Source organism: Paraburkholderia caffeinilytica, from assembly GCF_051027425.1.
In the GTDB taxonomy this organism is placed as follows: Bacteria; Pseudomonadota; Gammaproteobacteria; order Burkholderiales; family Burkholderiaceae; genus Paraburkholderia; species Paraburkholderia caffeinilytica_A.
Genome location: NZ_CP186553.1, coordinates 3,403,254 through 3,430,100 on the forward strand (window position 1 = coordinate 3,403,254; position 26,847 = coordinate 3,430,100).

At 58.9% G+C, this 26,847-nt stretch carries 24 protein-coding genes and 2 pseudogenes; 13 read left to right on the top strand and 13 right to left on the bottom strand.

Annotated features, from left to right (window positions below):
- Nucleotides 1-119 precede the first annotated feature (119 nt).
- On the top strand, nt 120-1,154 hold the full coding sequence (locus tag ACOSV0_RS35595; RefSeq protein ID WP_434112621.1) for a DUF3466 family protein: 1,035 nt from the start codon (nt 120-122) through the stop codon (nt 1,152-1,154).
- Nucleotides 1,155-1,670: 516 nt separating this feature from the next.
- Here ACOSV0_RS35595 and ACOSV0_RS35600 read toward each other — a convergent pair.
- Complete coding sequence (locus ACOSV0_RS35600) at nt 1,671-2,582, bottom strand: LysR family transcriptional regulator (protein ID WP_434112623.1); 912 nt, start codon at nt 2,580-2,582, stop codon at nt 1,671-1,673.
- Between the two features lie 113 nt (nt 2,583-2,695).
- On the opposite strand from ACOSV0_RS35600, the gene ACOSV0_RS35605 reads away from it, so the two are divergent.
- Nucleotides 2,696-3,946, top strand: a complete 1,251-nt coding sequence (locus ACOSV0_RS35605) for an MFS transporter (protein WP_434116021.1) — start codon at nt 2,696-2,698, stop codon at nt 3,944-3,946.
- A 224-nt stretch (nt 3,947-4,170) separates the two neighbouring features.
- On the opposite strand, the gene ACOSV0_RS35610 is transcribed toward ACOSV0_RS35605, so the two are convergent.
- The 4 genes from ACOSV0_RS35610 to ACOSV0_RS35625 all read right to left on the bottom strand — a co-directional run bounded on the left by ACOSV0_RS35610 (nt 4,171) and on the right by ACOSV0_RS35625 (nt 7,983).
- Nucleotides 4,171-4,401, bottom strand: a complete 231-nt coding sequence (locus tag ACOSV0_RS35610; RefSeq protein WP_434112625.1) for a DUF3592 domain-containing protein — start codon at nt 4,399-4,401, stop codon at nt 4,171-4,173.
- Between the two features lie 156 nt (nt 4,402-4,557).
- Nucleotides 4,558-5,307, bottom strand: a complete 750-nt coding sequence (locus tag ACOSV0_RS35615; protein ID WP_434112627.1) for a nicotinamidase — start codon at nt 5,305-5,307, stop codon at nt 4,558-4,560.
- A 332-nt stretch (nt 5,308-5,639) separates the two neighbouring features.
- Entirely contained in the window at nt 5,640-7,382 is a 1,743-nt protein-coding gene (locus ACOSV0_RS35620; RefSeq protein WP_434112629.1) for an ATP-binding response regulator, read from the bottom strand.
- The gene (locus ACOSV0_RS35625) at nt 7,366-7,983 is read right to left on the bottom strand and encodes a response regulator transcription factor (protein WP_434112631.1); all 618 of its coding nucleotides are present in this window, start codon (nt 7,981-7,983) and stop codon (nt 7,366-7,368) included. The genes ACOSV0_RS35620 and ACOSV0_RS35625 overlap by 17 nt, the downstream gene beginning before the upstream one ends.
- Nucleotides 7,984-8,186: 203 nt before the next feature.
- Here ACOSV0_RS35625 and ACOSV0_RS35630 point away from each other — a divergent pair, with 203 nt between their 5' ends.
- Both ACOSV0_RS35630 and ACOSV0_RS35635 read left to right on the top strand, forming a co-directional pair.
- Nucleotides 8,187-8,843, top strand: coding sequence for a peroxiredoxin (locus ACOSV0_RS35630; RefSeq protein ID WP_434112633.1), 657 nt, complete (start codon nt 8,187-8,189; stop codon nt 8,841-8,843).
- 92 nt (nt 8,844-8,935) lie between these two features.
- Entirely contained in the window at nt 8,936-9,505 is a 570-nt protein-coding gene (locus ACOSV0_RS35635; RefSeq protein WP_434112635.1) for a cysteine dioxygenase, read from the top strand.
- 231 nt (nt 9,506-9,736) lie between these two features.
- Here ACOSV0_RS35635 and ACOSV0_RS35640 read toward each other — a convergent pair whose 3' ends face one another.
- A complete protein-coding gene (locus tag ACOSV0_RS35640; protein WP_434112637.1) occupies nt 9,737-10,189 on the bottom strand; it encodes a winged helix-turn-helix transcriptional regulator in 453 nt (150 codons plus the stop codon).
- Between the two features lie 160 nt (nt 10,190-10,349).
- Here ACOSV0_RS35640 and ACOSV0_RS35645 point away from each other — a divergent pair, with 160 nt between their 5' ends.
- The 8 genes and pseudogenes from ACOSV0_RS35645 to ACOSV0_RS35680 all read left to right on the top strand — a co-directional run.
- Nucleotides 10,350-10,970, top strand: coding sequence for an NADPH-dependent F420 reductase (locus ACOSV0_RS35645; protein ID WP_434112639.1), 621 nt, complete (start codon nt 10,350-10,352; stop codon nt 10,968-10,970).
- A gap of 283 nt (nt 10,971-11,253) precedes the next feature.
- On the top strand, nt 11,254-11,694 hold the full coding sequence (locus ACOSV0_RS35650; RefSeq protein ID WP_434112641.1) for a hypothetical protein: 441 nt from the start codon (nt 11,254-11,256) through the stop codon (nt 11,692-11,694).
- Between the two features lie 518 nt (nt 11,695-12,212).
- Complete coding sequence (locus ACOSV0_RS35655; RefSeq protein ID WP_434112642.1) at nt 12,213-13,883, top strand: MASE1 domain-containing protein; 1,671 nt, start codon at nt 12,213-12,215, stop codon at nt 13,881-13,883.
- A 58-nt stretch (nt 13,884-13,941) separates the two neighbouring features.
- Nucleotides 13,942-14,529, top strand: coding sequence for a LuxR C-terminal-related transcriptional regulator (locus ACOSV0_RS35660; protein ID WP_434116023.1), 588 nt, complete (start codon nt 13,942-13,944; stop codon nt 14,527-14,529).
- Nucleotides 14,530-14,696: 167 nt separating this feature from the next.
- On the top strand, nt 14,697-15,881 hold the full coding sequence (pstS, locus tag ACOSV0_RS35665) for a phosphate ABC transporter substrate-binding protein PstS (protein WP_434112644.1): 1,185 nt from the start codon (nt 14,697-14,699) through the stop codon (nt 15,879-15,881).
- Nucleotides 15,882-16,167: 286 nt separating this feature from the next.
- Nucleotides 16,168-16,431, top strand: a complete 264-nt coding sequence (locus ACOSV0_RS35670) for a DUF4148 domain-containing protein (protein ID WP_434112645.1) — start codon at nt 16,168-16,170, stop codon at nt 16,429-16,431.
- Nucleotides 16,432-16,625: 194 nt separating this feature from the next.
- Nucleotides 16,626-16,751: pseudogene (locus ACOSV0_RS35675) on the top strand (DUF1326 domain-containing protein); the annotation flags it as partial.
- A pseudogene (locus tag ACOSV0_RS35680) lies at nt 16,748-16,889 on the top strand (DUF2182 domain-containing protein); the annotation flags it as partial. The pseudogenes ACOSV0_RS35675 and ACOSV0_RS35680, both read left to right, overlap by 4 nt.
- Nucleotides 16,890-17,395: 506 nt before the next feature.
- Here ACOSV0_RS35680 and ACOSV0_RS35685 read toward each other — a convergent pair.
- The 5 genes from ACOSV0_RS35685 to ACOSV0_RS35705 form a co-directional block, all read right to left on the bottom strand.
- Nucleotides 17,396-19,075, bottom strand: a complete 1,680-nt coding sequence (locus tag ACOSV0_RS35685; RefSeq protein ID WP_434112646.1) for an ABC-F family ATP-binding cassette domain-containing protein — start codon at nt 19,073-19,075, stop codon at nt 17,396-17,398.
- A 133-nt stretch (nt 19,076-19,208) separates the two neighbouring features.
- Nucleotides 19,209-19,730 (bottom strand): shikimate kinase, encoded by a 522-nt coding sequence (locus ACOSV0_RS35690; RefSeq protein WP_434112648.1) that lies wholly within the window; start codon nt 19,728-19,730, stop codon nt 19,209-19,211.
- 162 nt (nt 19,731-19,892) lie between these two features.
- On the bottom strand, nt 19,893-21,338 hold the full coding sequence (locus tag ACOSV0_RS35695) for a DEAD/DEAH box helicase (protein ID WP_434112650.1): 1,446 nt from the start codon (nt 21,336-21,338) through the stop codon (nt 19,893-19,895).
- 186 nt (nt 21,339-21,524) lie between these two features.
- Nucleotides 21,525-21,983 (bottom strand): cupin domain-containing protein, encoded by a 459-nt coding sequence (locus ACOSV0_RS35700; RefSeq protein WP_434112652.1) that lies wholly within the window; start codon nt 21,981-21,983, stop codon nt 21,525-21,527.
- A gap of 304 nt (nt 21,984-22,287) precedes the next feature.
- On the bottom strand, nt 22,288-22,701 hold the full coding sequence (locus tag ACOSV0_RS35705; protein WP_434112653.1) for a GFA family protein: 414 nt from the start codon (nt 22,699-22,701) through the stop codon (nt 22,288-22,290).
- A gap of 876 nt (nt 22,702-23,577) precedes the next feature.
- On the opposite strand from ACOSV0_RS35705, the gene ACOSV0_RS35710 reads away from it, so the two are divergent.
- Nucleotides 23,578-24,780: a porin gene (locus ACOSV0_RS35710; protein ID WP_434112655.1), complete on the top strand. Its 1,203-nt coding sequence runs from the start codon at nt 23,578-23,580 to the stop codon at nt 24,778-24,780.
- 94 nt (nt 24,781-24,874) lie between these two features.
- Here ACOSV0_RS35710 and ACOSV0_RS35715 read toward each other — a convergent pair whose 3' ends face one another.
- Both ACOSV0_RS35715 and ACOSV0_RS35720 read right to left on the bottom strand, forming a co-directional pair.
- Entirely contained in the window at nt 24,875-25,900 is a 1,026-nt protein-coding gene (locus tag ACOSV0_RS35715) for an alpha/beta hydrolase (RefSeq protein ID WP_434112656.1), read from the bottom strand.
- A 64-nt stretch (nt 25,901-25,964) separates the two neighbouring features.
- Nucleotides 25,965-26,837: an AraC family transcriptional regulator gene (locus tag ACOSV0_RS35720; RefSeq protein ID WP_434112658.1), complete on the bottom strand. Its 873-nt coding sequence runs from the start codon at nt 26,835-26,837 to the stop codon at nt 25,965-25,967.
- Between the last annotated feature and the right edge of the window lie 10 nt (nt 26,838-26,847).

Here is a 26,847-nt window from a genome sequence, read left to right on the forward strand (position 1 = left end):
TTCTGCAAAAGACTCGACTTTATTTCGATCTGTACCTATATCGAGACGCAAGTTGTGCCTCGTTATGTTGTATATGAATTTATCTCGATCCGGGTTTTATTCCAGGAAAGGAGATCACTATGCAACTCGCATGCAAAGTGACTGGCCATGTGCGGTATGTCCGCCGCGCTCTGATTGTTTTCACTCTGATCGCGGTCGCTGCATTCCAGCCTGCCGCAGGCCAAAGCCTCGTCATCAAAGATCTCGGCGCGCTCCCCGGTGAATATAACTACAGCAACGCGCTCGCGATCAACGAACGCGATCAGGTGGTCGGCTTCTCGATCACGGCGGCCGGGTACATGCACGCCTGTCTGTTTGAGAAGGGGGTGGTGACCGACCTGGGCACACTCCCTGGTGGCAGCTACAGCTCAGCTAGCGGGATCAACAATCGCGGCCAGGTGGTCGGTACTTCGAGCGACGCACGCGGGAACGATCACGCCTTTCTCTTCGAACGCGGGGTCATGACCGACCTGGGCACCCTCCCCGGTGGCAACGTCAGCTCCGCTACCGCGATCAACGAACACGGCCAGGTCGTCGGCTCCGCGTCCAACCTGCGCGGGTACGTTCACGCTGCCCTGTTTGAAAACGGAGTGGTGACCGATCTGGGCACCCTTCCCGGTGGCAGCGACAGTGGGGCTTTGGCGATCAACAACCGCGGCCAGGTGGTCGGCTATTCGTCCACCGCAAGCGGATACGCGCACGCCTTTCTGTATGACCACGGGGTGATGACCGACCTGGGCGCGCTCCAGAGTCCCGGACTCAGCCATGCTCAGGCGATCAACGATCGCAGCCAGGTGGTCGGCATATCGTCTACCGCAAACGGGGACGTGCACGGCTTTCTGTACGAAAACGGGACGATGACTGATCTGGGCACGCTCCCAGGCCGCAGCAATAGTAACGCTTTCGGGATCAACAACCGCGGCCAGGTGGTCGGCGAGTCGGATGCCGGAACCAACCCGTACTTGCCGCACGCGTTTCTGTTTGAACGCGGGGCGATGACCGATCTGGGCACGCTCCCCGGGGACAATTTCAGCGAAGGTGTCGGGATCACCGGGCGCGGCGACATCGCGGGTAACTCCACATTGCACGCTATTCTTTGGACACGAGAAAAATGATTGCCGGTTTCTAGTGGTTCACGAATCATGTTGAAGTCGCGGGACGAGTATGGCGCGTGGTCTCGCAGCGTTTTCGCTCTGACGTGCTGTGTGTGGAGCGGTCAGTGGCCGCCGCTTACCTTTCACACCCAGGCGGGATGCTTTGGCTGACGGCGCGGCAGTTGCGGTAGAAATGCGGCGGGCCGTTTTCCGGACGAAGCTGCCATTCACATGTCCGCGCGGAAGTTGGTGCCAGCGCACCGTAGTTGAGCGCACTCTGCCCGATGATGACCGGTTCTGATCGACCCGTTAGGGATGTTCGCGACTTCCGATAGCGGTCGTTCAACGCTTCAGTTCACGACCTCGACTCAGACCGTGTCCATCGGATCTGCAACCGCAATCATACGAAGCGCAACGGCACTCGCTGATTGGGCGTCTGCAGACGTGGCACATTCACTGGCTCATCACCCGCATGAGATCGCTCAACGGGATGCCCCTCATCCACGCAAGAGTTTCGAACTACATTTGAATCGAAAGCTATTCTGATTGAGAGGTAAGGCGTTGGAGGGCCGCCTGCAATTCCTTTTCAAGCACTGTCATGATGGTGCGCGTCTTTGAAGAAACGGGACGCGCAACCAGAGCATGCAAGTCAAAACCCGGCACGGTGTACCGGGGGAGTAATCGAACCAGGCGGCCGCTGGCGATCGCTTGTGCACAAACCGGCTCTTGCAGTACGCCAATGCCGGCGCCAGCGACTAGTGACTCGTAGACAGGGCGCCAGTGGCTCATGTTGACCGCTGCTTTGATACGAGCTGGAACGAGGCGATCCCGTGGGTCGACGAGACGAAGGATGCCGTCGCCGAACACGCCCATCACCCGGATAAACGGGTGACTAATGAGGTCTTCCGGACCATGCGGCTCGGCAGTGCGTCCCAGATAGTCTGGCGATGCGACGAGCACCCTTCGAACATGGCCAATCCGACGGGCGATATAGCTGCCTTCGCCAAGCTGACCGAGTCGCAAGGAGATATCGACACCTTCGGTGATAGGGTCGACGATCTGGTCGTTCAGGATCAGATCGAGATTGAGTTTCGGGTGCTCCTCGCGTATCCCCATCAGGATGTGCGGCATAACCACTTCGCCAAGTCCCTGCGGGGCAGCGATTCGCAATACCCCCTGAAGCGTGCGATCCCGATGCGACGCCACTGCACAGGCTTCTTCCGCGGCTTCGATGACCTGCTTACTGCGCTCGTAGAACAGGGTGCCTTCGTCAGTGCACGACACGACTCGCGTGCTTCTGCGAAGCAGTTTCACGCCAAGATGTTTCTCTAATCGGTCAATACGATCGCTTACCGCGGGTTGTCCAATTCCCAGGTCGCGCGCAGCCCTCGACATGTTGCCGCGTTCTACCACCCGAACAAATATCCGCATCGCCGCCAATATATCCATGCCGTTGATCCTATCAGTTTCTCTGATAAGCGTTATCGCTCGTGAAGGGCTACCGGGCGATCAGAGTGAACGCTACTGTAGCGAACAACATCTACACGCCCGACAAAACGCACATGTCAAAACTCAACCTGAAACTCCTCGGTCCGTGCCTGTTAGCGATCGCCATTGACGCTATGGGCTTTGGATTGGTCTATCCGATGATGTCGGCCATATTCAGCGATCCGCACGCAGGCATGCTTGCCAACGGCTCCAGCCCGCAAGCGCGCAACTTTTATCTTGGGCTTGGTTATGGCATTTATCCGTTCTGTATGTTCTTCGGATCTTCGTTGATGGGCGAGCTTTCCGATGGCTACGGGCGTCGAAAGATCCTGCTTCTCTGCGTTTCAGGGCTGGCCGTCAGCTATTTCCTGATGGCGCTCGGAGTTCTATGGCCGAGTGTATGGCTTCTGCTGATCGGTCGCGGCTTGAGCGGTTTGATGGCTGGATGTCAGGGAATTGCGCAGGCGGCCATCACCGACCTCAGCACGCGGGAGAACAAAGCGTACAACATGAGCATCATGTCGCTAGCTTTCAGTGCAGGCGTGATCGTCGGACCAGTACTAGGCGGCATAGCGTCGGACAGGACCATCGCGCCGATCTTCAACTACGGAACGCCTTTCCTGCTTGTGGGGGCGCTTTCGATTGTCTGTGCGATCTGGACAGCCGTATCCTATCGGGACACCGCACCGGCGTCTGGAAGGGTTCACATCGACCTGATGCTGCCGTTGCGCATCATTTATCAGGCGGCGATGCATAGGAGCGTCGCATTTCTCTCGATCGTGTTCTTCCTGATGCAAGTCGGCTACGGGCTCTACCTGCAGACGATCATGCTGCTGTTGCAAGCGAAGTTCCATTACACCAGCTCCGGGCTCGGCCTGTTTAGCGGATTGATCGGCTTGTGCTTTGTGCTCGGGCTGCTGTTTATCGTGCGACTGATGCTTCGCTTCTGGAGCGTGGTCGAGATTGCCAAAACCGGGCTGTTGATCGCCGGCGTCTGCCAGATTCTCTCCGCGTTGTTTCCTCATGAGATAGCGCTCTGGTGTCTCGCGGCACTGGTCGGATGTTTCGACATGGTTGCCTACACGACGATGTACACGGCTTTCTCTGACGCGGTCAGTGAAGACCGGCAGGGTTGGGCGCTCGGCGTTGCGGGATCCATAATGGCGATCGCATGGGTTGTCACGGGGTTTCTGACAAATCTGCTACCCGTTTTTGGGGAGATTGGCCTCTTGCTGATCGGCGGGTTCAGTTTCCTGCTCAGTTTTATGATGTTGCTCGCCTATGGGCGTACACGTGCGGCTGCAGGCACCGAGGTCACCCTCTGACTGCGGGCGCACGCAGTTTGCGGTAGTACGCATCAGGCGGCGAAACAAAATTCGGAATTGTCGACAATTCAATAGGTTAACGCAAAGGTCCGCTTGTGGCCGAACTCTGCCTGCCAGCGATTGGCAGCCGCAACCTGCGCCGACCATTTTCGCCGTGCCGCAAAGCAGCCATTGATCGCCGCCAACTGAGCCAATGGCCGGGCGAACGGAACTAGCGCATTACATCAACGGGACCGGCGTTCGGTACGCCGTCGCCCCGAGCGCAGAAAGTCCACAGTCCTGGCAAGCACCAGAATAAAGATCCCCATATTTATCGCGTCCACCAGGTCAAACGTAGCCCGGTCCAACATGGAGCGTGACGGGTTACCCGGATCGTAATAGGCATGGACGGCGGATCCGACCGCTCGGGATGAACCGTCACGGGCGGCAGCTGATTCGAAGTCGTACCAGTTCACGTCGTAGCCGTAAGCAATGGCGGTGCTTTCGGCCTGATATCCGCCGACAACCTACCATCCAAATATTGAAGCATTCCTGGACACGTCCGACACCCAAGGCACAACCTTAGCCTGCAAGGTTGTGCGATATCCAGGGCAGTAATCTGAGCCGTCCGCTCACGTCGACAAGATATCCTTTGACTGAATCCGCTTTACGCCCACGCGATCCATGTTTTTTCGCGCAGCCGCAAGGGAGCCGTTGAGGTCAATCGGACGCGTTGCGTCTTCGATGACATAAGCCTTGAACCCCGCCTTGCGGGCGTCCATTGCTGTCCATGCAACGCAGAAGTCAGTCGCCAGTCCGGTCACAAACACGGTGTCGATACGCCGCTGCTTCAGGTATCCCGAGAGGCCGGTTTCTGTTTTGTGATCGGCTTCCTCAAATGCGGAATAACTATCCATGTCCTTGTGAAAACCCTTGCGTATGATTATCTGTGCAGTCGGCAGCTTGAGGTCCTTGTCGAGTGCGGCGTCGTCGGTGCCTTGCACGCAATGGTCCGGCCACAAGACCTGGGTACCGTACGATAACTGCGCCGTCTCGAACGGCTTCTTACCGGGATGAGAACTGGCGAACGACGCGTGTCCCGCCGTGTGCCAGTCCTGCGTAATAACAATGTTCTCGAACTTGCCAGCCAACTCGTTGATGAGTGGAACGACCTCGGCGCCGCCTTTTACGGGCAGCGTTCCGCCATCAATGAAACAATTTTGCACGTCCACGACGATCAATGCAGAGTTGCTCCCGGGCTTGATGTGTTTGCCCGACACAGCCGACGCTGCCAAAGCGCTCAGGCTTCCAAGGCCACAAAGATGGGCCAGACCGAGCGCCGCGGTCGACTTGATCAGTGTCCTGCGATGGTTCTCTCCCATGGTGTATCTCCATTTTGATTGAAAGCACAATCATAGATGCGCCAAATTTATTCGAGACTTCATCGTGATTCATCTGCCTCGACGAATCCCGCCGCCTGGTCCAGTGGCACCAGGCTCCGCGGTTGACAAATTTATTGTCGCGACAGAGATAGTATTAATACGGTCTACAGAACAGTACGCTGGCCTCAACGCACACGATTTGCCGGCCCTGGCAAACCGCGCCTGCCAGACCGCGCTAGCCGCCAGACCGCGCAACCTGTTCGCGTACGTAGCGCTCGGCAACACGTCCTATCGCCTGATCAAGCTGACTCAGTCCGAGGCGCGCGCCGAATTCAAACAACGAGTCTCATCAATGTTTGATAAAGCTGTTCGGGCTTAACAGGCTTGTGCAGCAGTGGGTCGCCACTTGCGGACGCCTCGCGAAGTCGCTCGGGAGCCGTATCTCCCGTGATAATCAATGCCGGTAGATTCATCCCTGCTGCGGCGCGCAAAGCACTAATGGCTTGTGCCCCAGTCTGTTGTTCGCGAAGTCGATAGTCGCTGATGATGATCGACGGTGCACACACACGTGCAGCAGCTATCGCGTCCTTAACAGAGCTTGCCGCTTGACATTGGCATCCCCAGCTCTCCAACAAACGCACCATGCCCGAACAGACCGCTTCGTCATCGTCGATCACCAGCACACGCAAATCTTTAGGCAACGTACCGAGGGGCCCTGGCGCTTGTAGTGGCGAATCCAGTTCAGTCAATGGCAAGACGAACTTGAATACGCTCCCTTTACCAGGTCGCGAAGAAAGCGAGAGCTCCAGGTTCATTGCGGTAGATAAGCCCTGTACGATAGCCAGGCCTAGGCCCAGCCCCTTGTTGCGGTCCCGTTCCGGATTACCAAGCTGATGAAACTCGCGAAAGATATCTTGCTGATCAGACTCAGCAATGCCCACCCCGGTGTCCCAAACCTCCACCTGGACATGCTGCGCCCGGCGACGGCACGCTATCAGAACGCCACCATGCGCCGTGTAGCGGATCGCATTCGAGACGAGGTTGCGTAGAACCATTTCAACCAGGCGGGCGTCGGAGTCCACCGTCACGCTGGTCTCGCGCGAACGATAAACCAGGCCTTTGGCATCGGCCAGCGGGGCCAGGTCATTCTCAACCTTGTTCAATAGGCCCTGTAGATCGAAGGGTAGGCGGCATGGCTGAACCACGCCTGCTTCAATGCGGGAAAAGTCGAGCAATGCATCAAGCATGTCACTGGATGCCTGCCAGGCGGATTGGGCACTGTTCAGCACGTCACTTTGATGCATCGATAGTCCACTGTGCGCCAGGACATCGAGAAATAAGCCCTGCGCGTGAATCGGTTGACGCAGGTCGTGGCTGGCGGCGGCGAGAAACTTGGTTTTGGCCAGATTTGCATATTCAGCCGTGCGTCTAGCGTCCTCGGCGGCCCTGATCAGGTCAAGATTTTCGAAGCGCAGCCTGATGGCGGCCAACGCCGCGACATTGCTGTTACGGGCCTGCCCAACCAGGCTGACCGCGTATAGCCATCCTGTCAGTGACAGTGCCCGATAAGCCGAGTCCCCCGACAGCCATAGCCACGACGTCGCCAGCAATATCACGGCCAACGAGAATGAGAAGAAGGCGGGCAATACCGGGGCAAGCAAGGACATCGAACTGCCCAATATGCCCGTCAGTACCGCAAGCACCATGATGCTTCCGGTCGTGGTCGTACTACCCAGGGCCACCCACGCCAGCGCCCCCCATGCAACGCCATCCACGGCATGCATGACGACCAGGTTGATGACCAGCTTGCGGGCCTGAGCGGGTGCGATGACACCGGCCAGACGCTTGCGAGCGTCGAATGCAGCGTAGAGCTTGGAAAAGATTACGGCTGGGCACCAAAGCATCAAGGCCCGGTAGTTCACATCATTTTGCAGGGCGTAAACCAGTAACAGCGCCAATAAGATTGCTGGGATGACGGACACGCCCACGTTGCCATACAACAGCCGCAACTGCTCAACCAGCAGGCGGTCCTCCGGCAACTTCCAGAGTTTTCGTAAGTCAGGCGACCAGTCCATGCTTGCGCGCAGAGACGATGGCTTGGGTGCGGCTGGTGACGCCCAACAGACCGAAAATTGCCTGCACATGGCCACGCACGGTGAATTCGGATAGTGACATGCGTCTGGCAATGACCTTGTTTGGCAATCCATCGCATAAAAGCTGCAGAACTTCCGACTGTCTGGCCGTCAGCCTGATCAACTGATTCTCGCCTGCGCAAGAAACCGCGCTATCGCGGGCGATGCCCGGTTCGGTCGCCACAAGGGCGCGCTCAACAGTCTGGACAATTGCACTACTGCTGTCGGCTTTCGAAACGAATGCAAACGCACCGCGCTCCAAAGCTTCCGCAATAGTCTCAGGAGCTGCCATCGATGACAGCATGATCACCGGCACTTGAGGCCAGCGCTGACGAAATATCGCTACGCCTTCGATGCCGTCCGGCCCCTGCAACAGGATGTCCAAAAGGATCACATCAGGCGCATCCTTCACCAGGTTAATCGCCTGGGTCACGGAAATCGCTTCGACAATGCTCGCCTCAGGAAAATGCCGGCGCAAGACCAGGCAGAGCCCTTCTCGAAACAAGGCATGGTCATCGATTAATAACAGACGAAAGTCAGGCATGGGAGCATTGCACCACCTGGGTATAAAGAAAGTCAATCAGTCAATTTTGACCGTGTCCGAAGATGCTCGTAACCGATATCCTTGGTTCTGGCGAGAAGGCTTCGTCAGCTGCCGCAAGCACCTCCGCACGCACCTGAACTGTATTGCACCACGCATGCCTGGCTGCTTCGTTCAAACCCGCGCACTCCATGGGGGAAACTACCATGTCACTCCGCATCAACGACATCGCGCCCAACTTCACCGCCCATACCACCCAGGGGACGATTGATTTCCACGCCTGGATCGGCGATCAATGGGCCATCCTGTTCTCGCACCCCAAGGACTTCACCCCGGTGTGCACGACCGAACTGGGCTACATGGCCCGCATCGAGCCGGAGTTCACGCGCCGCAACGCCAAGCTGATTGGCCTGTCGGTCGATGCAGTCGAAAGCCATGGCAAATGGGTGGCCGATATCGAAGAAACGCAGGGTGCCAAGGTCAACTACCCGATGATCGGCGATACCGATCTTGCCGTTGCCAAGCTGTACAACATGTTGCCCGCAGAGGAAGAAGGCACGTCTGAAGGCCGCACCGCCGCCACCAATGCAACGGTGCGCTCGGTGTTCATCATTGGCCCGGACAAGCGTATCAAGCTGATGCTGACCTACCCGATGACAACCGGCCGCAATTTCGACGAGATCCTGCGTGTGCTCGATTCGATGCAGCTCACCGCCAGGCACAAAGTGGCGACGCCGGTGAACTGGAAGCAAGGAGAAGATGTCATCATCACACCGGCGGTCAGCAACGAAGAAGCCGAGAAGACTTTCCCAGGCTTCAAGACGATCAAGCCCTACTTGCGCATCACCAGGCAGCCGACATAACGCCGATGACGGCCAGTCAACGGCGCGGGTCGCGCCGCTGACCACCTGGCGTCGCGAGTCGCCCGCAAACCGGCCGGAGCCACCAATTACCCATGACCTCTCACGTTCTCGAAGGCTTCTTCAACCAGGCCACCGCTCAAAGCCATCTACAGTCAATCCCGGCCGACTGTGTGCTCGCGCTCGCGCCGCTGATGCTCGATCTGATCGACCATGCCGGTACGTTTCTGCAACCCCGTCACTATCGAAGCAGCGACGTGAGCTATACCCGTAACCTCATCTACGAGGCCCCGGACAAAGGTCTCTCACTGTACTCGCTCGTTTGGCTTCCTGGTCAGTGGACGCCAGTGCATGATCACGGGAGTTGGGGTGTCGTTGGCGTGGTCGAAGGCGTTCTGGAGGAACGTAGTTATGTGAGGCTGTCACCAGATCGCGGAGCCGACGAAGAAATCGACCTGGTGCGTGGGGGCATTGTCCTGCTACGGCACGGTTCAGTAACCAGCTTCGTACCCAATCCCGATCACATTCACGTTACCGGTGTACCAAAAGAGCGCTCTCGCGCAGTCGGCCTGCACCTCTATGGCAGAACGATGAATGACTTCAACATGTACGACGTTGAGGCCCGCACCCGTCGCCGCATAACGGTCGCGCATAACGAGAGCTAGCCCGAGTGCTCACGTTGGGTCGGAGTGCCCCTTCGGATGACCGTAACTGGCCGAACCCTGCCCGATGATAACCGGCTCACTTCGACCCTGAACAGCCGCTGGGGTTGGTGAAACATTAATGGCGGTTTCCAGGACCGTTTCGGACATCGGCCCCGCTAGTCGCCGCACCTTGTAGCCGGTGATGTGTGCATATCGTTCGTGGGATGTGACGGGACGTGCTTGCCGTTTTGCTCATTCCTTGCTCTCAGGAAAGATACATCCGCCATTGCGGACCAGCGCCTTCACCTCTTCACTCGCCTGCATGGGGTTTCGACTTAATCGAGCGACGAACTGCTTGCTGCGCCGCACGTACGACTTCGAATCGTGCTTCGCGCTCCAAAGGACGATGTTAAGCACGATGGGAATGAGGTCCAGGCCCTTCTCGGTCAGAGTGTAGAAGTCCTTGCGCCCGTCGTCGGGGTTGGGCGCCCTCGATAGAATCCCTTGCTCCTCAAGAAAGGCAAGGCGGGAAGCAAGGACATTGGTCGCGATTCCCTCTTCCGATTTCAGGAACTCGCCATACGTCTTCTTGCCAGCAAAAACGATGTCGCGAACGATCAGGAGCGACCACCGGTCGCCGAAGATCTCCACGCCGTAGTTCACGGCGCAATGGGACCGAACGTCTTCTTTGCATGTCGTCTTCATGGATAGATCCTAACATCACTTGCACGTCGCAAGTAAATTTCCGTTGTTTACTTGTTTTTTGCAAGTAATATGGCTAGCATGGTTTGAACGTTGAGCGCGGTCGCCGGATTGCGCCGGCACTCCATGAATGATCAACCCCATATCAGCAAGGAAATTCGAAATGAAAATCGGCTTTATCGGCGCCGGGCCTGTCGCCCAAACGATCGCCAAGCACGCCCTATTGGCAGGCCACCAGGTTGTACTCAGCAACTCGCGTGAGCCTGATTCACTCGCCGCCCTTGTGGCGGAGTTGGGCTCCGGCGCTACCGCCGGAACGGCGAAAGAGGCTGCGGAGCAGGACCTCGTCGTGCTTGCCGTCAAATGGTGGAACGTACAGGCGGCGTTGTTTTCGGTCGGCGACTGGACGGGCCGGATCCTCGTGGATACAACCAACCGCGTTGCCAGCGCTCAGCCTTTGATGCTGGGCGACATAAGCGGTCGGACGTCGAGCGAGATCGTCGCCGATCTCGCGCCGGGAGCGAAGGTCGTCAAGGCGTTCAACACCGTTCCGATGTCCTGGATCTCGGATTTCTCGCCGTCAAAGCGGAAGACCGCGTTCTTCGTGTCCGGGGACGATACCGGCGCCAAAAAGACGGTGAGCGACCTGATTGAGGAGATCGGTTTCTACAGTCTCAATCTAGGTTCTCTCGCAGAGGGCGGCCGGCTTCAGCAACTCGGCGGACCGCTCGTGGGGGTTAATCTTACGTTCAGTGAACGGTTCGTCCTCCCTACGATCGACTGACCGGGTGGAATCGTGGCGCTTCGCATTGACCTGCCGTTATTTATCTTCGTGGCCGTCGCGCCTATCCACGGTTTGGCGTGGTAACGGCCATTCCAGTGTCCGTGACGGATCTCCAGTGAAGGTCGCTTCCTGGCTGCCTGACGCCAATGGTGCCGAAAGCGTTTCACTAAAAAGCCGTCGGATCATTTTGTTACACCTCTTACCGGGGTCCTAGCCGGCAAGTTACAAAAACCTTTCGGAGAGCAGTTATACTCGGCGCCGTCCCAAAAACTAAAGACCTTTTATGTCGAAGAGAATCTTCCAGATGGTTGCCATTGCAGCGCTCTCCACTGCAGCATCGTTACCGGCAGTGGCGAGCGATATGAACAATGCGCTTGGCGGCGCGCTCGGCGGCGTAGCCGGCGCTGCCCTGGGTGGCGCGGTAGGCGGCAGCACGGGTTCCGTCATTGGCGGTGCAGTCGGCGGCGGCGCCGGCGGCGCAGTCACGTCAAACCGCAGGGAGCGCACGGGCGCCATCATCGGTGGCGCGCTCGGGGGCGGTGCCGGCACTGCGGCAGGCAATGCGATGGGCGGCCGCACAGGCGGCCTCGTCGGCGCGGCGGTGGGCGGCGGCGCGGGTTCAGCACTTGGCGGCAACATGTCGCGGTCCAATTCGTACGCGGACGACTATGCCCGCGGCTACCGACCGGACAAGCGCCATCACAAACGTCGCCACCATGACTGAACGTTGAGTAAAAAACGGCGTGGTTCAATCAAAGGTTAAGCCCGAAACGGCGAATACCTTTCGCAGCGCTGCAGGGGCGATTCACAAGTGAGCCGGAACCTGCGCTTGATGAACCACGCCAGCCTCTTCAATCGCCATCACGAGGAGTGGTGGTAACTCGCATGTCTTTTGCCCGGCCACGAGGCAACCGACTTTGGCGACTCTTCCCGATTATCCGGCGCCGCCTCGAATCCGGGCATGGCCCCTTGATCGGAAATCACCGTCTCTCGATCCCGAAGTCCTGGTCAGGCGGAATGACATCCGCCTGAACGAACTCACCTTGCACTGCCATGATGACCCCTCGCATGTGCGATGGCGCGCAGAAGAATTCTGACGTAGGTTCATAGTAGATATGAGGTGTGTGACCTGCGTCATCCCGGCATCAAATTCGCCATACTGAGAGGTTCCTCAGGATTGCTGCTTGCTGGCTGTGCCGCGGCGCATGAGGCGTCGCTCGCGTAGAGGGTTTGAAGCGAACAATGGTCATTATTCGGAGCAATTCCGGGTTTAGGCTCTTCCTGCACACCGGGCTCGTGGCATTGGTGTACTACGCCGGCGCAAAAGTAGGACTTGCTTATGCGGTAGTGGGCGGCGCAGTGTCTCTGGTGTGGCCTTCCAGCGGCATCGCCCTTGTTGCGCTGCTCGCTCTGGGCTTCGAAATTGCTCCCGGAATCGTCATTGGCTCCTTCCTGGCCAACGTGTCGGTGGGCGTGCCGTTGCCAGTGGCCGCGGCGATTAGCGCCGGCGCGACAGTTGCAGCCTTGACTGCAGCAATACTGCTGAACCGTGTAGCCCGATTCCAGATCACCCTCGACCGCATCAAGGACGTGTTAGCCCTCATCGTCCTGGCGGCGACGCTCAGCACGGCCGTGAGTGCGCTAATTGGCGCGACCGCATTATTCGGAGGCGGTCTGGTGCCGCTCACCGAGTACGGCGCAGCGTTTCTGAAATGGTGGCTCGGTGACATGATGGGGGTCCTGGTCGTGGCCCCGCCTCTGCTCAGCTTCCTCACGTATTCGAACCCTGTCCGCTCCGCGGAGCAGATCGTAGAGGCGTGCGGGCTGACCATTGCGACCTTCTGGGTGAGCTACCTTATCTTCGGCGCCCCGCAACTTGCCGGTCACGGCTACTATCCCGCAGCCTTGGCGATCTTTCCGTTCATCATCTGGGCGGCTCTGCGCTTCGATCACCTGGGCACCAGCATCGCGACCTTGATGGTCTCAGTCGTGGCCATCTGGGGTACCACCCACGGCACGGGCCCCTTCGCCGCCGAATCTCCGGTGGACAGCCTCGTGAGGTGGTGCACCTTCGCGAACGTCATGGCGGTAACCGGACTGCTGCTGGTGGCGGTACGTGCCCAGGAGCAGCGCGTCCATAGCCTGCTGCAGGCATCCCATATCGAATTGGAGCGGCGCGTCCAGGAGCGAACCGAAGACCTGGAGAAGACAAACAACGAACTAAAGGAGGAGATGGCGCGGCGCCGTGTACTGGAAGGAGAACTGATCCAGATTGGCGATCAGCAGCAGAGACTCTTCGGCCGGGAACTGCATGACGGACTTGGGCAACACCTGACCAGCCTGGGTCTGTACAGCACCGCCTTGAATCAGAAATTGCAGATGCAAGGCCACCCGGCCGCCGACGATGCCGCTACCATTGTCGGATTGGTGAAGCAGGCGTCCTTGATGACCCGCAGGATTGCCCATGGCCTGGACCCGGTCGCCATGGAATATGGTGGCCTTGCGGCCGCACTGCATGCGCTGGCGGAGACGGCTCGCACGCTCAATGGCATAGACTGCGTGCTTCGGATCAGGCCAGATGTGGACTTGCTGGATGCGCCGACGCAGATCAACCTCTACCGTGCCGCACAGGAAGCAGTCAACAACGCGCTGAAATATAGCGGAGGCCGTCACATCTGGATCGACCTGGAGCGCATAGGCAGTTTGCAGACGCTGTCGATCAGTGACGACGGGCTGGGCGTCGGCCCGGAGCAAATGGGGCGAGCCTCAGGACTGGGACTTCACAACCTGCGTCACCGGGCGAGCCTTCTAGGCGGCTCTTGCATGGTGGCCCGCAATGCTTTGGGCGGCACCACGGTCGCCATCAGCTATCCGCTACCGGAGGGTCCGGACCATGCACGGGAAATCGTCTAGCCCTGGCCGTGCAACTCAAATTCTGATCGTGGATGACCACCCCATCATCCGGGAGGGGATGACGCACTTGCTGAATCTGCAAGGGGATCTGCACGTCTGCTGCGCGGCCGGCAGCACCGAAGGAGCCTTGGCGGCGATGACCTGCCAGCCCGACATGGTCATTGTGGACATCAGTCTGCAATCGGACTCCGGCGTGGATCTTGTCAAAACCCTCCGCCACCGCTATCCCGATCTGGCCATCCTCGTCCTCAGCATGCATGACGAAAGCCTGTTTGCCGAACGCGCACTACGAGCCGGAGCAAACGGGTATCTGATGAAACTCGAGGCCACAGAGCATGTCGTGAGCGCCATCCGCGAAGTGCTGGCCGGCAATATTTATTTGAGCGCCGCCATGCATGAAACGCTGGCGCGGTCTCTTGCGGGCCCCAGAAGAATGCCGGCGGGCCCAATTGCGAGCCTTTCGGAACGGGAATTCGAGGTCCTGCACCTGATCGGACTCGGCTTCAGTACCCGCGAAATCGCCGAGAAACTGAATCGGAGCGTCAAGACCATCGAGGCACACCGCGCCAACATCAAAGAAAAGCTGAATATCCGTAACGGCAAGGAGCTGATGCGCTTCGCAATTCAATGGATCGAGAGCCAATAGGCGGAGCCCGGTTACCGAATAAGGCAATCCCCTAGCCTCGTTTAGGAAGGTTGCCTTATTAATACGAATGGGGTCAGCGCATACAGTGCAGGGGTACCTGCCGGCGTGCCGCAATCCTTGAGCGGGGTGGGCAGGCGTAGCCCAAAATCTCGATGGGGGTCGCCGCCATGAACGCCAGATTCCAGCGAACTGTTGTCGCTCTCATCTCCGCACTTATTGCTGGAACGGCCCGCGACCTGCGGCCGGTGTTTCGTCGGATCGCGGTTGCATGCCTCGTCGCGAGTCATGCGCTGGCCGCGCAAGCCGCAGGAGGTATCACGGGCGCCGGCTCGAGCTTCTTCGATCCCCTGGCGCAGAAATGGGCCGCCTCCTATTACGACAAAACCGGCCAGCAGGTGAGTTTTCGTCCGACTGGCTCCGGGAACGGCATTGATCAGCTGAAAGCGGCTACGGTGAGTTTTAGTGCCTCGGACATGCCGTTGAAACCCGACGAATTGCGCACATTCGGACTTATCCAATTTCCGGTGGCGGCGGGCGGCCTCGTGCCGGTGGTCCACCTCGATGGCATTGCGCCGGGACAGCTTCGCTTGACGGGTGCGCTGCTGGCGGACATCTATCTGGGCAAGATCACCGAATGGAACGACCCGGCCATCAAGGCAGTCAACCCCGGGCTCGCGCTCCCTGATCTGAAAATCGTCGTGGTGCATCGCGGTGACCGGTCCGGGTCGACCTTCAACTGGACGAGCTACCTGAGCGCCGTGAGTGCGCAATGGCGCGAGCAGGTGGGCAGCGGCCTGACGGTCAAATGGCCCGTGGGGCTCAACGCCTCAGGCAGCCAGATCGTCGCCACCTATGTCAAGCGGATCACAGGCGCGATCGGCTATGTCGAACTAGCCTACACGGGTCCCGCGCCCCTCACCTATGCAACCGTTCAGAATAAAACTGGCGCGTTTGTCGAGCCATCGGCCGCGAGTTTCAGGGCTGCGGTGGAAACAGTGGCGTGGGGCCGTGCGGATGATTTCTACCAGCTCGTCACCAATCCGCCGGGCGACCGGGCCTGGCCGATTCCTGGCGTCGTATTCATCCTGCTGAAAGCCGACTCCAAGGACAAGGCTGATGCGAACGCTGCACTAGCGTTCTTCCGGTGGGCTCTCATTGAGGGCCGGGGAGAGGCAGCCGTTGAAAATTACGGCACCCCGCCGCCGGACCTGGTCGGGAAAATAGAAGCGTATTGGGCCCAGAACCTGACCAATGGACAAGTTATCGGAGTCGCAGCCGTCGGCTCGCCGAAGAGCCGGACAGGCATGATGGGCCGTGGGAGATTTGACTTGCCCATCGGGACGGCGCCTTGAGTTGGCTTGCGCCAGTTACACCAACGTTCTGCTTACGGATCAGACAAATAATTCCACAATCGTTCCGGCGAAAACAACCAGCAGAACATCCATAGACACCAAGGCAGCAAGTTGCAGGAGATAAAAAAGGAGATAACTCGAGAATAAAGGACATTCTGCCCTGGTATTGCAAGAGCGTGCCACGTCCTCGCAAGAGCCTTCGATGCCTTTCGAGGCGGCACGAAATCCCGGCGCAATGCGTGATTCGATTGGCGTCGGGCATGTCATGCACCATGTGGAGAATACGATGAACACTCTGACTTTGATCCCGATTGCCGCATTGACGTTGTGCACCACGCTCGCCTATGCGGGCGACACCACTGACACATCCAGCACGGCCTCCGACAGCAACGCAGCGATGACGTCGGACGCCGTCGGCGGTACGCCCGCGGGCAGTAGCGGGAGCGGCGCCATCCATGGCAAGACTCGCGCGGAAGTCATTCAGGAATTGCAGCGCGCCCAGAAGGACGGCACGCTGGATCGCTTGAACGCGCTTTACGGCGGGCAGTGAGCAGAGGCACGGAATGCCCGCCCCTGATTGCTCACCACAATGATGATTATTGCCAATGGGTGAAGCCGTTCTGGCATGACGGCTTTCACCCGCTTTGTCGTGCTTCGCTGGTGGCTCAACGTGTGCGCGTCCGAATCGGAGGTTACCCGATGATCAAGACGTTCACTGTGCTTCTCGCCTATCCGTGCCCTGGCGAAATCGGCTCCGGTACCCGCCGTTCGCAAGGAAACATCGCACTGGATCTTAAGGAGACTCACGTGCAGTTCGCGCGACTGCACTTGAATAACAAAGGGCCGATCCGGCATCGCGCTGCCGCATGAGCAGCGTCGAAAATATCCTCGGACGTGAGCGCGTCATCACCGCTCGGCATCGTCGCCGTCGTCGCGTTGTCGTGGGCCTACTTGTGGACGGGCGCCGGAATCGGCATGTCCGCACTCGAGATGACGGCCGTCGCGTTGATCGCCTGGGCAGACGTCACCTTGCTGGTGTGATCGGCTTTTCTCGTCGCACACGGTCATTCAAATGACCAAACTGCTGGACTGTTAATAGAGGTGTGTCCCGCCACACAGGACCTCATTAAATACCCAGACGATCTGGCGTGGCTTCGGCGCTTTACGTAAATCGGACCTCTCCCGGTCGGTGTTACGCGTCCCTGTAAGAACCCAGTCTGTGGACGTCCGAAGGATTGTGTGGCGCCGGTTCGACGAAGCTTGAAGCTGAGAACTCCCGTTCGATGAAAACCTGAACGGCACAAGGCGCAACGTCACGGCGCTATCATCCACTTTCGCAAACGGCAACGGCGTGGGGCGCACCGGACGTTCCAGCGGCCGGCCGAATGCGCCGGCGAATGACCGCTTGTGGCCGAATTGAGCCCGATGATGACCGGCTCAGGACGGCCCTAAGCGGCCATTCGACTCGATGCGAGCGCTATGGCAGCTTCCAAACTGGAACTGCAGGGAGTAACTCAGGCGATGACCTTCTGCTCCCCGGCAGCCTGCTCGCGCATGCGACGGGCTTCGTCGCGCAGGAACTGCTGGTAATCGTCCAGATCGCCGTCGAAGGGCTCGACGCCACCCTTGGTGACGAGCCAGAACTCGTCACATACCGCGCGCAGCAGGGACCGGTCGTGACTGACCAGCATCACTGTGCCTTCGAATTCGTTGAGTGCCATGCCTAGCGCTTCGCGTGTGGCCAGGTCGAGGTGGTTGGTAGGCTCGTCGAGCAGCAGCAGGTTGGGGCGCTGCCACACGATCATGCACAACACGAGCCGCGCCTTTTCGCCGCCGCTCATCGTGCCGACCGCCTGATGGACCATGTCGCCACTGAAGTTGAAGGTGCCGAGGAAGGTACGAAGCGATTGTTCGGTGCCGCTCTGGCCGGGGGCACGCAGGTGCGCCGGCGTGTCCTTCGCAAGGCGGATCATGTGTTCCAGCGGCGTGTCGAGGGGACGCAGCACGTCGAGTTCCTGCTGTGCGAAGTAGCCGATGTTCAGGCCTTTGCCTTCGCTGATTTCGCCGGCAATCGGCGCCAGCTCGTGCGCCACCGTCTTCACCAGTGTCGACTTGCCCTGACCGTTGGCGCCGAGAATGCCGATGCGCTGCCCGGCCAGCACGGAGCGGTTGATGCCCCGCACAATGAGCGTCGGCGGCGTGTCCGGCGCTGCGTCGGTCGGCGCGGGATAGCCGAAGCTCGCGTCCAGCATCGACAATAGCGGGTTCGGGACGTTGAGCGGCTCCTTGAATTCGAAGGTGAACTCCGCGTCGGCAAGCACCGGTGCGATCTTCTCCATGCGTTCGAGCGCCTTGACCCGGCTCTGCGCCTGCTTCGCCTTCGAGGCCTTGGCCTTGAAACGGTCGATGAATTTCTGCAGGTGGGCGATCTTGTCCGCCTGTCTGGCCATCGCGGCCTGCTGCAACAGCAGTTGCTCGGCGCGCATCTCTTCGAACTTGCTGTAGTTGCCGCCATAACGCACCAGCTTGGCGTTGTCGACGTGCACGGTCACCTGCGTCACCGCGTCGAGAAATTCGCGGTCGTGGCTGATCACGACCATGGTTCCTTCGTAGCGCTTGAGCCACGCTTCCAGCCAGACCAGCGCGTCCAGGTCGAGGTGATTGGTCGGTTCGTCGAGCAGCAGCAAGTCGGACGGGCACATGAGCGCGCGCGCCAGTTGCAGTCGCATGCGCCAGCCGCCCGAGAAACTGTTGACCGGCTGGCTAAGCTGCGCAGCACTGAACCCAAGGCCCAGGATCAGCGCCTGGGCACGCGCGGGGGCATCATGTGCACCGGCGTCGTGCAGGGCCATGTAGGCGTGCGCCATGCGCATGCCGTCGTCGCTGGCCTCAGCGGCGGTTACTTCGGCCTGCGCGGCCAGCAGGATGGTGTCACCGTCGATGACGAAGTCGGTCGCACTCTGCTCGGTTTCCGGCATCTCCTGCGCGACCTGGCCCATCTTCCATGCAGCGGGGATCGAGAACTCGCCGCCGTCTTCGTGCAGCGTGCCGTTGAGAAGGCCGAAGAAAGACGACTTGCCGGCGCCATTGCGGCCGACAAGGCCAATCTTTTCGCCGGGGGTGAAGGTGACGGACGCGCGGTCGAGTACGACATTGACGCCACGGCGCAGCGTGACATTACGGATGGAAATCATAAGGAGCTACTTCGGAGAGGATAGGCATGATAGCCCACCGGACGTACAGGGCTGTCTCTTTTCCGGCCGCACGAGTGCAAAGCCGCTTGCGCTTTGCGGCGCCCACCGGCCGCATATCGAGCAACCTCAATCGCTAATCAGCCCCCTCGACATAGCTTGAAATTGTCCTTGCACAATCCTGTGGCGAGCGACAAGAAGTATCGATAAGCAAACTGCTGAACGCACGTGCCTGGTAACCTTCCTTGTACATTTCAACAATTCGCTTCTTTTCCCACGCGGTAAGCTTCCGCGCGCCTCGATCAGACAACGCTGTCTCAAGAGGCGGATTCAGCGTTACCACAAAGAATCGAGCTGAACGCCTTTTGCAGGTGGCGAGAAGCTGCTCGAACTCCTCATCGTCGATGGGATACGCCACCACCAGATATCGACAGTCGGCGATCTCGATCTGGCGTTCAATACGCGCTATGGCGGCCGCCCATTTGTTGGTGCCGGGGTGCATCGCTACTGCGTCATGGTCATCACCGTCAATGAATCTTGCGTTGGGCAGTATTAACGCGAGAGCATGCGCTACAGTCGATTTACCGCTGTTGATCGGACCATTTATGTGGATCACGGACAGCGCCCTGCCATCTTCGAGATCAGGTGCCGTATTCATAGCGGATTTTTTAACCAGGTTAGCTGCGCCATACGCGGAACGTGACCATCGTGAGAAATCGGTTCAAATTTGACCTGATGCACGCCAAAGCCGCGCCGCTGTCTGCCAGCGGGCCGCAAACCGCCAGCCTGTTCCAGGGCTAGCGTTACTCATCCCCACGGATCAGGGTTGGCGTTTGCCGCGGCCACCAGCGGGTTTGCCAGCCGGCTTATGTGAACCCGCAGCGGGCTTGCTGGCGGGTTTGCTGCGCGGCTTTTGCACGCTGAACGGGCTACCGCTTGTAAAGCTTGTGCTACTACCTTCGGCCACAGCGCGTTGCGCTGCTGGCTTGCGTTTGTTTTCGCCACTTTGCGGACGCGGTTTGTTGCTGAGCACCTGCGTGGCGCCCGGCGCAGCTTGCGGCACTTTCGGCTTCTTAGGCTTTTTGGGTTTCTTGATGATCTGGCCCGTCGCGCTAGTTTGCGGCACGCGGTGTTCGGCTTCAAAGCCCGGCTCTTCTTCACGGCGCAGCGTCTGCCGGATCAATGCCTCAATCGCGGCCAGTTGCGGCGCTTCATCGGCACACACAAGGGACACCGCCACGCCGCTGGCCCCCGCGCGGCCGGTACGGCCAATACGGTGCACATAGTCTTGCGCCACGATCGGCAGATCAACGTTGATCACCAGCGGCAGGTCGTCGATATCCAGCCCGCGCGCAGCCACATCGGTGGCGACCAGCATATGTACTTCGCCCGTCTTGAAGCGCTCCAGCGCACGCAGGCGCGCAGGCTGCGGTTTGTCGCCGTGGATGGTGTCGACCGCATAGCCCGCATCATCCAGCATGGCCGCCAGATAATCCACGCCAATGCGGGTTTTGACGAACACCAGCGCGTGCTCCCAGTTGTTCTCAGCCACAAGGTGCATGAAGAGGTCGGGCTTGTTCTTTTTATCCACCGTCACCACCCACTGCTTGATCTTGCTGGCCGTGGCGTTGGGCGGGCTGACGCTGATGTTGATCGGGCCACGCAGAATGCCCGCCGCCATCGCGCGGATCTCGTCGGAAAACGTGGCAGAGAACAGCAGAGTCTGACGCTGAGCGGGCAAGGCAGCAAAGACGGCGTTGAGTTCGCGCTCAAAGCCCAGATCCAGCATGCGGTCGGCCTCATCCAGCACCAGCGTTTGTACCTGATCAAACTGCACTGCGTTCTGGCGATGGAGATCGAGCAAACGGCCCGGCGTGGCGACGAGCACATCCACGCCTTTGCGCAGCTTCATCATCTGCGGGTTGATACTCACGCCGCCGTAAGCGGCCAGAAATCGTAAATCGAGGCCTTTGCCGTAAACGATAAAGCTTTGCAGCACCTGTTCGGCCAGTTCACGCGTGGGCACCAGCACCAGAACACGCGTGCGGTTGCTGGACACCGCCGGGCCGTGTTGCACTAACCGTTGCAACAGCGGCAGCGCAAAACCCGCCGTTTTTCCAGTGCCGGTCTGTGCTGCAGCCATGACGTCCTTGCCGCTGAGCACCGCAGGAATCGCCTTGGCCTGCACCGGCGTAGGTGTCTGGTAATTGAGGTCCTGCACATTACGCAGCAAGAGATCGATCAGGCCAAGCGAGGCAAAAGACATTGGCGTATTCCGGGCTAAAGCCGCAATTCTAGCGGTTACCGCCTGATTGCACCGCGCAGATCAATGGTCAAAAAGATCGACGTTGATCGCCACTGAAAAACGTAGCGGTGCCGGGCGACCGACGTCTGGGTTCAAAGGCTCCGCGGAGCCGCAGTCCTCTGCAGGCAATCGTTGGGTGACCGCTGTTTATTGTGGCGGTGGCGGCGGTGGCGGCGCCGGCACGAGTCCGTACCTGGACATGACACCGATAAGCTTCTCGCGGTCGGGCGGGCCGCCGGTATTTACGATTGCTCCGACATCACGAAAATATTGGGCACCAATGTCGGGCGTCAAGACGATCAGCGCGCGGGCCGTGCCATTGTGCGGGTTGCTAAAGTGATGGACCGATCCGCGTGGGGTAAACATCCATTCTCCCGGCGTTAGGTCCCGGACTACCCCGTCGACCGAATACCGAAGCATGCCCTCCAGCACATAGACGCACTCTTCGTTATGTGTGTGGCTGTGTGGCGGCGGAACTTGCGAGGTAGGGGGCACAGTCAACTCAAAAACGCCCATCCCGCCTGTGGCGGTTCCATCAATCAGGTACTGAATGCTCAATTGACCAACGTTGATTGGCTCGCCCGGCGCCACGCCGCTGATAGTCATTCTCAGACTCCTTCAAATTGAGGATTCTCGCCGTTCCGCAAATGCAGCAGGTAGGGTGCGCTGCTTGCGGCCGCTTCTGGCGACCGAAGGAAGCGCAATTCAATGAATGATTATGCGCCTCTGAGGAACGTATTTTGTACGTGAGCGGCGAAAGGTCGGTATTGGCCGAACGCTGACCGACCGCAATCAATACCGCGCGACCTTAGATAAGGCAGATACTGGCAAGCGGACGTTGGCATGCACCATCGGAATAGGATCGATCTAACGTGGTTTGGTAAAAACCCAGTTAGACAGCAGGTTCTTTTCACTGCTGCGGTGACTGAGGAAAGTGAGGAATTGTTTGATCCAAACAAACCCACGGTTGCGCACTAGCGGTATATATGTCTAGCGTTGGTTTAAAGTCAGAGGTGTCATCTAGCGAGGGAAATCGGATAGAAGTGACTTGAGGATAAGTTGCGCTTTGCGTGAACAAAGGGGTTCCACAGTCAGGGCAAAAACTACGAGTGGTAAGACCACCGCTGCTTGCAGGAACTGCATATGTTTTCGGCTTACCACTGATCTCAAGGTCGGCAGTCTTGACGATGACGCCTGACGCGAAAGGAGCGCCGCTTGAGAGCTGACAGTCTCTGCAATGGCAGTTGATCATGGCTACGGGCTCCCGCACACATGCATAGCGAACCGATCCGCATGCGCACCCGCCTGAAAAAGGAATATTCATATTGCGCTCGTCAATCGATAGCTAGATTAGCCGCGAGTCTACAACTTTTTGTAATGGCCGCTTCTGGCCGCACTGAGACGGACAACAACCGTCTCAGCGCACGAACCTCCGAACGATTCGGACACCCCCTCCACCGCGCGTCGACCTTCCCGATAGCTCAGTGCGCCGTTACAACCGATCGCTGCAGTACATCCGCCTTTGACGTTGCGGTGCTTCCTGATGACGAGTTTTTGTCTTCCGGAACGTTTGCAGTGGCGTCAGCTTCCCTCGCTCTCTACGACGCCTCCGCAAGCAGGTTTGCCACCTGCTTTGCAGTGAGACGGCTGTGCACCACAGCCTTCGCATCGAGTGCGATCACCTGGTACAACACCACCTCGCTCGCCTTCAATCCTGTAGGCGAAATGTTTGTTTTAGCCGAATGGACAAGAGGTGGTAGGACGAGGGTAGGCAGTGCTCAGTCGAAGCCGCCATACGCTCATCGGCGTTGGCCTATCCACCAACGTCCACTGACGCGCACGCGCTTATAGCTGCCTTTTGTGACGCTATTGCATCACACATGGTGAAAAATTTGATCCGTTTCGCGTCCGTTGCGAGCATCAGACAAGGCAAAAATTTCGCTCCCTAAACAATTCAGCGTGGGCTATTTTTGCCGAGTTTTGATTTGGCGACGCAGCATATCCAATCGAAAACGTCAGCGCTTCGAGCGCGAACGGGAATAGCAAGACCGATGCTGGTTCGTTCTTGTGCGTAGAAGGTAGGCTAGTGCAAGTAGCTTATGTGGCATTCCTTACGATACTTGCATCAAGCCACCAAAATCAATCGGGTCACGCTCACTACGGGAGCGATGGACCCATACCCAAATAAAGTGAAAAACAGATGAAACTGACCAAGACTACGGTGGCCTTCCTCACGCTTGGCGCGCTCGGTAGCGCAGCGCACGCACAAAGCAGCGTGACCCTGTATGGCATTGTCGATACAGGCATTCTTTTCAACAACAACATCAAAGGTTTGCACGAGTACGCATTCTCGCAAGCAACGTCGTCGCGCTGGGGCATGAAGGGCGTGGAAGACCTGGGCGGTGGCCTCTCTGCGATCTTCACCCTCGAGAGCGGCTTTACTTCCGGCACCGGCACGCTTAGCCAGGGCGGCCTTCTGTTCGGCCGTAAGGCTTTCGTCGGATTGAGCAGCAAGGACTGGGGTACGGTAACGGCTGGTCGTCAGTATTCGGCAAGCAACGATCTGACTTCCACGTTCGCGTCGGGCGCCGACTGGGCCGCTTCCGGACTCGGCTACGGCACGCGCGCGAGCGACGTCGATAACGTCGATACCTCGAACCGCGTTCAGAACTCGATCAAGTACATGAGCCCGAACTACCATGGCCTGCAAGTGGGCGTGCTGTACAGCCTGGGCGGCCAGGCCGGCAATTTCTCGCAGAACTCGGTCGTGGACGCAGCGGTCTCGTACACGAACGGCCCGCTCAGCCTCGGCGCCGGCTATACGTTCGTCAAGGATCCGTATTACGCGACGTTCGGCAATCAGGGAAATTCGTCGACACCGTCGTCTTCCGCCACGGGCGCGAACGACAACATGAACAACAAGATCTTCGGCGGCTATGCGTCGGCTGGTTCGCAACAGATCATCGTGGCGGGTGGTTCATATGCACTCGGCCCGGCGACCATCGGCCTGCTGTATTCGAACACGCAGTTCCAGAACCTTGGTTCGGTCAATGCAGTCGGCGCGATTGCCGGCCAGAAGTACACGGGCGGCACCGCAACCTTCAACTCGGGAGAAATCAACCTGAAGTATCAGGTGACCCCCGCGCTGCAACTCGCCGGCGCGTACATTTACACGCACAACAGCGGTGCGGACAACCTGGGCAGCGCGAAATATAACCAGTTCAACCTGGGCGCGACCTACGCGCTGTCGAAGCGCACGTCGTTCTACGCGATCGGTTTCTACGAAACGGCTTCGGGTATCGACTCAACGGGTAAGCAGGCCGTTGCCGATCTTAACGGCAGTGCCTACTCGGGCAACAACCACCAACTCGCCGGTATCGTCGGCATGACGCATCGGTTCTAATCAGGAGTCCGGCCGCTCTCGAGCGGCCGGTGTTCAAAGCGATGCCGATCTTCGGATGTCTTTGAAGAGATATCGCCGAATAGCCGTAAATCGGCTACGCCAGATCAACAGTATTGACCGCCTTGACCGATGGTTGAGTTTCAACACCTGTTAGCCATCCGGTCAGCATGTTGAGCACGCGGTCGCTCGTGAAGATGCCGAAGTGGTTCGTGCCGGAGAGGATGTTGAACTGAGTTGCAGGAGATTCTCGATCAAACAACTTTCTCAGGCGCTGAGCGTCGACGGCCTCGTCATCCTCCCCAATAAAAACGGCTGCGCCGGCCGCCAACTTTCGCACATCCGACACGTAGCGATCGCGAGGGTGCAACGACACCGTAAGACGATAGGAGTAGGAAAGCGTCTCGGTGCCGTCCCAGAAGCGTACGGGTTTGTTGAAGTCTATGACCGGAAGTCCATTGAGCCCACGAATGTGAAATGCGTTCAGGATAGTGAGGCCAATGAGGCGACGCATATGGACGCGGGCCCAACCGCCGGCTGAACCGCCTCTGAGCGTCGGTGAACGCGGGATGACGGGACTCGATAGCAGGAACCGTGAAACGAGAGGGGCGTGCACGCCGCCCGCGAAGCGGATAACGAATCCGCCGCCGCTGGAATGCCCGCCGAGGACGACGGCGCCTCGATGGTCCTGTCTTCTCAACTCGGCAATCAGATCGGCGATATCGTCTTCTAACTGGCCGACGTATCCAACGTCTCCGCGATGGCGGCCGGATTGATAGTGGCCACGGAGGTTCGGCAGTATGACCTTCGCTGCACCGGATGCGCTCACGGCTGAAGCTAGCGCATGATAGGAGCGTCCGTGATGGGACGAACCATGCACGAAAATCAGCAACTGGTCCGCTGAAGAATCATAGAAACGATAGGCAAGTTGTTCGCCGTCTCGGGCGGGGTATCGGAGAAGTGGCGGCAAGCTGGAGTCGGGCGTCGGTTGCAAGGAAGCAAAGCCGAAAACGTCTTTCTCCTCCGGCTCCGGACTCGGCGAAGTCGCTACCATGGCCACCGCAATACCGACGACCGACACCATCACGGCAACGAGGATTGCCATTCCGAGTAAAAGCGTCAAAGGTACCTCCGGCTTCCGATTGAGCTGTCGCGAGCGCAGCGCTCGCGGCAACAAACAGTGCGCCTCACACGAGGGGAATGTAGATGTCGGTCTGCCACTGATCCTGCGGCGTGTCCGGATAGACGCTCAGGTAGTGGAAAAACAATGGCTGATCCCGCAGTTCTTCTCCGCTTGCAGGAAGCCAGTCGCGATAGATCGGATAGATCGTTTCGCCAATATGGTCGGTCGATCCCGCATGCCGGACCACCGCGCATCGACCGCCTGGAATGACGAGTTCGCGAACGCCGTAGTCATTCGGCGCGACCGGCTCGTCAATCTCTCCGCAGATATCGAAGCGGAACCCGTCCGCCGGTGTGGTATCCGGGTTGCTGCGCGGGATGCCGAAGGTCCTGCTCGATGGCGGCGGAGATTGCCCAGATTGCTTGCGCCAGTCAATGAACTTGCGCACGCTCTCGTTGACGAGTCCAATCTGTCCACAGTGTTCAAGCGCGGCGACACGCGTTGCAGAAAAATCGACAATTCGCACTTGCATGGCCAGTTTCCTTGAGAGATAGGGGACAACAAATGTCGCACTCCAGATTTGCCAGTTCGGATGCCGCCGGAACAAACTTGGCGTGGTGCCGAACGCACGCTTGAACGCACGGGAGAAGGCTTCAGGGCTGTCGAAGTCCGCGTCGAGCGCGGCATCGAGCACCGAGCAGGACTCGCGCGAGGCGAGGCGATGGGCAGCTCGGCGCAGGCGCATCAGTTGCACGTAGCGTGCAACCGGCATCCCCACATAAGCGGCAAACTGGCGATGAAAATGAAACTTCGAGAAGTTTGCGATGCGGCTCAGCGCGTCCACCGACAGGTCGCCCTCGAGGTTCGTATCAACGTAAGCGAGTACGGCGTCGAAGCGCTGCGTGTAGACGCGTAAGGCGTCGGCGTGAGCTTGCATGGTCTGGATG